Below are 6062 nucleotides of genomic sequence, written 5' to 3'. Positions count from 1 at the left end.
CTAACACACCCTACAAATATTTAGATTTTTCAGAAATCAAATATGATTCCTATATGTGTAAATGATTGTAGTTGGGATAAGGGAATAGGCAATAGGGTTTTAGCTTACTTCATTTTTCTGCATATAGTTTAAATTTATTGTGCCAACTTACTTAAATTATTTTAATATGTAAACGGGGTACGGTTATAAATCTCTATGAAAAATTGAAATTAACCCTCATCCCATAAACTTTCTAACTGACGCCGCCAAGCAGCTATAACTTTTTCTCGCTCCTCTGAGGTTTGATTTATTTCACCCATCAATCCTTCTGCGTAAAAGCGTTCTAAGTTTTGCATGGTAGCTTGCAGAGATTGTCCTTGCTGTTTTGCTGCTTGGATAATTTGTCGGATACGGCTTTCAATTAGCCGATTAAAGACATTATCTAATCTAGCTTGATGGAGAGATACAAGTCGATTAATTGCATTGGATAAATCTGCACTGACTAAAGTGCCACTGTTATGTTGAAATACTCCCCAAATTACCCCTTGATACAAAGCGTAACGTACTTCTTGAGTCTCATCAAAGTTGGCTTCTAGGAACTGTCCTAAAAATGCTTGGGCTTCTTGGATAGGCACAATAGGCAGTAAAACTCGTAGCCAATCACTATCTTCGGAAAGCAACACCAACAGCCGAAAGTTAGAAGTGTCTACTTGCCACGAGCCAGGAGCAACTGTAGCAACAGCCGATGTGCCAAATAATTTTGTTAGCGTACTAGCAATTTCTTCAGGTGTCATAAGCCTTTATTTGCATATAGTCTCTAGATTAGCGCAGAGGTGCATCAGCTTATTCACTAAAACTCTGTGCTGCTTACTAGACATCTCCAGAAATTAAATATGCGTTACCCAGAACCCTTGTAGAGACGTAGCAGTGCTACGTCTCTACATTCTTTTTCGGAGATGTCTACTGGACTTTAGTTAGACACGCAATGGGGGCGCACAGCTAACTGTACGCCCCCATAAATGAATGTATTCCACTAAATTGAAATATGTGATTTAAATGATTGAATTGCTCAAAAACACAATGCCGATCGCACAGAAGGCGAAGCCAGCAATGCTAATTTTCCAGGGTAAAATTCGGTTGATTTCTCCCATACCCATTGCACTACCAATTTTTCTGGCACTCATGACAACCGTAAACAGAGTTAAGGTAATGCCTAATATATAGGCAATTAATGGCATTGTTCCTGCCCCAATAATAGATTCAGCATCAGCGTAACCCTGAAATAAACCAGCACTGACACCCACTAGAGCAATTACTATAAAGTTTGGTTGATTTGGCATCATCAGCATAGTGCCAAAAACGATGGTAGAAATGGCAATGGCTATTTCTGTGCCTGGTATATTTAGCTGGAATAAGTGAATTACAATCCCCAAAACTGATGCTAAAACAAAAGATACAGCGATCGCAGCGCCACGAACAAACGCAGATGAGAGTAAGCCAATAGCAACAATACCAACTAAACAATCCAAGCCAATTACTGGATCTGCCAGTCCCCAGAGAAAGCCTTCCCAAGGGTTAGAGATGGCATGATTGGCTGGTGTTCCACTCAATGAACTCAGTAAGCTAATTAAAATTAGAATTGCGATCGCTCCAATATGGCGATGCATTAAATTTAAGGTGGGAAACTCTCCCCAAGCCTGGGATTGTGATAATTGAGTTTTGAACATTACTATCTGCCAAATTAGTTTTTTCGGTAATTTATACTACCCACCTATCCCAAAAAACTAACGTGGTTAAATATTGATATTTAGTGAGTTTTATGCCGTTTGGCCGTTTGTGGCGATCGCTATTGTACCGTCAAGACTATTGCCGTTGATTTTGATTAGACCAAATTGGCAGTTTATTGACTTTTTCGAGTGTTAACTCTACATAAGTTGTTTGGCTTTCTCCGATTGTTGTTGTACCAAAATAACCTTGAGATCCACTATGAGCATGAGGGCCTGTTTCCATAACTGTATAACGTCCTTGAAGACGAGCTTGATTGAAAGGTGAACCTACTGTAATTGGCCAGCGTGAAGCAAATACAATCTGGCTAATATCTTCAATCCAGTCTCGACTACCTACGAGTTGGTACACATGGTCAACTTTATCAAAGCCTGTTTCGCCATCAAAATCACCACCTATTGAAACAACAATTAATTGAGCATTTAGCCACTGTTCGAGATCAGAAACCGCACCAAGAGCAACTTGCACTCCGCCACTGGTTCCAACTAAAATCACTTTCAGCCCTTGTTTAGGACGTTTGGATAAAGGGTATACGGCATTCATGCGATCGATGATCGCATTTGCAATTCCCAAGTTATAAATATATCCATAACGGTCATCGGCAGAAATAGCAAACCGCCAGAGATTACGGATTTTAATTAAAATATCTGTATTAGAGAACCAACCATCTGCTTTTTCGGCTGCACTCCATAGAGGTGCTAATAAGCGTTGCCCTCCTAAACTTTCGTTAGCAGCGGAGTAAGGAAAAACATCCCGTACTGTTACACAATTACGATGAATTTGCTCTAATTTATTTAAAAAAAATTCTTCACCTGGAGTTAATTGGTTGGCAGAAAAATCTCCTACTCCTGGTAAAAAAACTATATAGCAATCAATATTTTCCGATTTGCCCACTTCCAGCGAACGGTTATCTCTGGGTAACTTTTTCGTTGGATCTTTCTTAATCCCCAAGCTTTCAGAACTTTGACTCAACCACCATATTAATGTTCCCACAGGGGCAAAAGTTCCCCAGGCAAGAAGTATTATCCCTGCTAATACCAACAGTCTTAATGTTCCACTTTGCAACCATAGCAGTATTTGTCCGCCAATTCTACGCATTTGAGATTATTGTTTTATATAGATAAATAAATTGAAGAAGGCAGGAGGCAGAGGGCAGATCGCGCAGCGTGTCGTAGACAAGGCAGATCGCGCTTCGCGTCTCCCCTTGGGAGAAGGTTCAATGTTTTGTAGGGGATTCAACACCGTACTTAATTGGGGCCACAAAACAAGAAAATTTGGTGGGGGTCTTAAACCCCTACTCCCTCCGGTCGTGGCAGAGGACAGAAAACAGTATTCCTTCTGCCTCCTGCCTCCTGCCTTCTGCCTTTCTTGATAATCTTAAGCTTAAAGCTTTGATTTTTAATTGCTTATTTTATAAAATTCTGTTTTTTGTAATTTGTCATCCCTCATTAGTTAGAAAAAATGAGTAGTAATAATAAAAAATCAAAGCAAAGTTTGTGTCATACACTTCGGTATGCTCTCGCTTTGAATGGCGACTTCTATGAAAATGCTCGCAATACACAGCGAAACCAGAGGTTAGCTCTAAGTATTGTAATTCTGGCTGCTATTTCTCATGCCATAGGTAGTGGCGTAATTTTATTAATAAATCGAGCTACGGTTTTTGTACTTTTGGCGGGTCTTTTGATTGATGCGATCGCTATTGTTGCAGGATACTATTTTTGGACATTCACAATTTTGAAGATTGGGCAATGGCTCAAACCCATCGATCCTACTTACGGTGACTTACTTATTCCGATAGGCTTTGCCTATGCACCGCAAGTACTGAATTTTTTAACTCTCATTCCCTTACTAGGACGACCAATTGAGCTTATATTGGCGTTGTGGAGTTTATTAGCGGTAATTGTCGCAGTCCGCCAAGGGTTGGATATTACTACTCGACGAGCAACATTTATTTGTTTAGTAGGCTGGCCTTTAATTCAAATTGCGATCGGTTTTGTACAAGTTTTGGAGCAACAATTAGTAAGATGGACAAGCTGAGAGGTATCTTACATCCTTTTGGCTTCTCCACTAGCTCTTAGAAAGGAATGTCCTAAGCGAAGAAAGTTGTATCTGGAAGACTTAAATTTAGATGACTAATTTCTGACAGTGTACTCAACCAAATTTTGAATTATTTGGGCATCTGTTTCACTTAAACTTTCCAATTCAAGTCTATTGCCCTCTTCTGGGGTATTAAATTGACTACTGTATATACGACAACTCAACCCTACCAAACTTCCTTGGTAAAATGTTTTGTAAAATACACATGCTGCTAAATATGAGCCAATAGGGCTAGGGTGGCTTTGATCGGGATTATAAAGGTTCAATTTCGGATTTGCTTCTTGAACTTTTTGCCAAGCTATTCCAACAGGTGCAACTTTGGCTTGCAGTTCTCTAGCAATTGTCATATATGAATCGGTCAATATCTGTTGCGTTTCTGGTTGATTTTGCTTTGCCCAAGTCAAGTAGAAAACTGTTTGAGAATTCACTCGCTTGATTTCGGCATCAAACAGACTGGCGTACTTGTACATTTCCTTGGGATTGGTAATCGGTAAGGTACTTTGCTCTTGGAGTACTACGTAGTCCCATTGTTTAGCTTTTAATAACCTGAGTGCCTTACCACGTTTCCAATGGCTTTTGAGGGTAGCTCCGCCAACCACAACCATTTCAGTTTCGAGCCTTTTAGTTTCTTTTGCCGACTCAGCCAACTGTTGTATCAACCAAGGAAGATCATTGACATAGATATAGCTGTTGCCAATAAATAAAACTCTGATTGCTTGTTTCACGTATTAACGGGTAGACCACATTAGCATCACACAGAGTTTATCATGCGAATCGGAATCTGGATAATAAACTCTGTGCCTTGAAGTGGTTCAGAAACACACTTGATTTGACCACGATGCTTGTTGATAATTTGGTAGCTAATCGACATCCCTAGACCTGTACCTGAACCAATAGGTTTAGTTGTAAAAAATGGGTCAAAAATTTTTTGCTTTATTTCTTCTGTCATACCACAGCCATTATCAGCAATCCTAATTATCACTTGATTTTTGTCTAAAACCTCAGTGCAAATGCGAATCTGAGGATTGTTAGTTGTCAGTTGTTGGTTGCCAGTTATTTTTATATTGGCCACCAACAACTGACAACCAATTATTGATTCTTTCAACGTATCAATAGAATTATTCAGGATATTCATAAATACTTGATTGAGTTGTCCAGGATAGCACTCAACCTTAGGTAAGTTACCATATTCTTTTATGATTTCAATATTTGGATGATTTCCTTCGGTTTCTAAGCGACTTTGCAAAATTAAGAGAGTGCTATCAAGACCTTCGTGGATATCAACTTCTTTTTTTTCCGCTTCATCTAGCCGTGAAAAGTTACGCAAGGATAAGACTAGCTTGGAGATGCGCTCGGCTCCTGTTTTCATGGAAGACAAGATTTTCGGTAGGTCTTTTTTAATGAAATCAAGGTCAATTTCTTCAATATAAGATTGAATTTCTAATACTAAATGACAATCGCTTTTCTGATAAAGCGTCATCAAATTGAGTAAATCTCTAATATATTCATTGATAATAAAGATATTACCATCAATAAAACTCACAGGATTATTAATTTCATGGGCAATACCCGCAACTAATTGCCCCAATGAAGACATTTTTTCAGTTTGAATTAGTTGAGCTTGCGTATTTTCAAGTTCCTTTAAGGTCAGTTTCAGTTGGCAGTTAGCTGCTTTTAGTTGTGCCGGACTTGGCAAAGCCAGAGCCTGGGGAATGATTGGTAACAGTGCGATCGCTGTATATAGTGAGATAATAGCCGTAATAAGTTTGATCAAAGTGGACAGCCAATAAGTTGGATGCCAAAGTGTCCATACATCCATCACATGGGTTGTACCACAAGAGACAATAAAAGCTCCAAATAATAAAAGTATCCATTTAAAAGGGAAATCTTTCCGCTTGTGGACAAAGTAAATAAGGATGATGGGAATAGAATAATACACCAAAGCAATCAAAGAATCTGAGATAATGTTTAACCACACTAAACTCGGCTTCCAAAGGTAACAATGTCCATGTGGAATAAATGAGCTATCAGTCAAAAAGTTTTGCAAAAACTCCAGCATGTATTAACAAACGAGGTAATTTGTCAAGTATTAAATGACAAATTATACACGCTACATAAAAAATTGTCCTTAATGTTAAATGTTGTACTAGTAGTCTGCCAACCCAAAAATGCTAAGTGAGGACTGGGGAAAGGAGAAAGGG

The 6062-nt window shown here is 38.9% G+C and carries 6 protein-coding genes; 1 reads left to right on the top strand and 5 read right to left on the bottom strand.

Features of this window, described 5'->3' with window-relative positions; translation table 11 throughout:
• Positions 1-209 precede the first annotated feature (209 nt).
• The 3 genes from VB740_RS35390 to VB740_RS35380 all read right to left on the bottom strand — a co-directional run bounded on the left by VB740_RS35390 (position 210) and on the right by VB740_RS35380 (position 2862).
• Positions 210-773 (bottom strand): leucine zipper domain-containing protein, encoded by a 564-nt coding sequence (locus VB740_RS35390; protein ID WP_323204476.1) that lies wholly within the window; start codon positions 771-773, stop codon positions 210-212.
• A 258-nt stretch (positions 774-1031) separates the two neighbouring features.
• The gene (locus VB740_RS35385) at positions 1032-1706 is read right to left on the bottom strand and encodes a HupE/UreJ family protein (protein ID WP_323204475.1); all 675 of its coding nucleotides are present in this window, start codon (positions 1704-1706) and stop codon (positions 1032-1034) included.
• A 136-nt stretch (positions 1707-1842) separates the two neighbouring features.
• Complete coding sequence (locus VB740_RS35380) at positions 1843-2862, bottom strand: hypothetical protein (RefSeq protein ID WP_323204474.1); 1020 nt, start codon at positions 2860-2862, stop codon at positions 1843-1845.
• Positions 2863-3225: 363 nt separating this feature from the next.
• Here VB740_RS35380 and VB740_RS35375 point away from each other — a divergent pair, with 363 nt between their 5' ends.
• A complete protein-coding gene (locus VB740_RS35375) occupies positions 3226-3801 on the top strand; it encodes a Yip1 family protein (protein WP_323204473.1) in 576 nt (191 codons plus the stop codon).
• A 95-nt stretch (positions 3802-3896) separates the two neighbouring features.
• Here the strand turns inward: VB740_RS35375 and VB740_RS35370 are convergent, their stop codons facing one another.
• On the bottom strand, positions 3897-4586 hold the full coding sequence (locus VB740_RS35370) for an SGNH/GDSL hydrolase family protein (RefSeq protein ID WP_323204472.1): 690 nt from the start codon (positions 4584-4586) through the stop codon (positions 3897-3899).
• Between the two features lie 26 nt (positions 4587-4612).
• Entirely contained in the window at positions 4613-5896 is a 1284-nt protein-coding gene (locus VB740_RS35365; protein WP_323204471.1) for a sensor histidine kinase, read from the bottom strand.
• Positions 5897-6062: the final 166 nt, after the last annotated feature.

The organism is Nostoc sp. UHCC 0251 (assembly GCF_034932245.1).
In the GTDB taxonomy this organism is placed as follows: Bacteria; Cyanobacteriota; Cyanobacteriia; order Cyanobacteriales; family Nostocaceae; genus Nostoc.
Note: the sequence above shows the minus strand (reverse complement) of the source record. Positions and strands in the feature narration are given on the sequence as shown.

Coding starts and splice junctions, on each gene's coding strand:
- VB740_RS35390 (WP_323204476.1), bottom strand. CDS start 773: ATGACACCTGAAGAAATTGCTAGTACGCTAACAAAATTATTTGGCACA.
- VB740_RS35385 (WP_323204475.1), bottom strand. CDS start 1,706: ATGTTCAAAACTCAATTATCACAATCCCAGGCTTGGGGAGAGTTTCCC.
- VB740_RS35380 (WP_323204474.1), bottom strand. CDS start 2,862: ATGCGTAGAATTGGCGGACAAATACTGCTATGGTTGCAAAGTGGAACA.
- VB740_RS35375 (WP_323204473.1), top strand. CDS start 3,226: ATGAGTAGTAATAATAAAAAATCAAAGCAAAGTTTGTGTCATACACTT.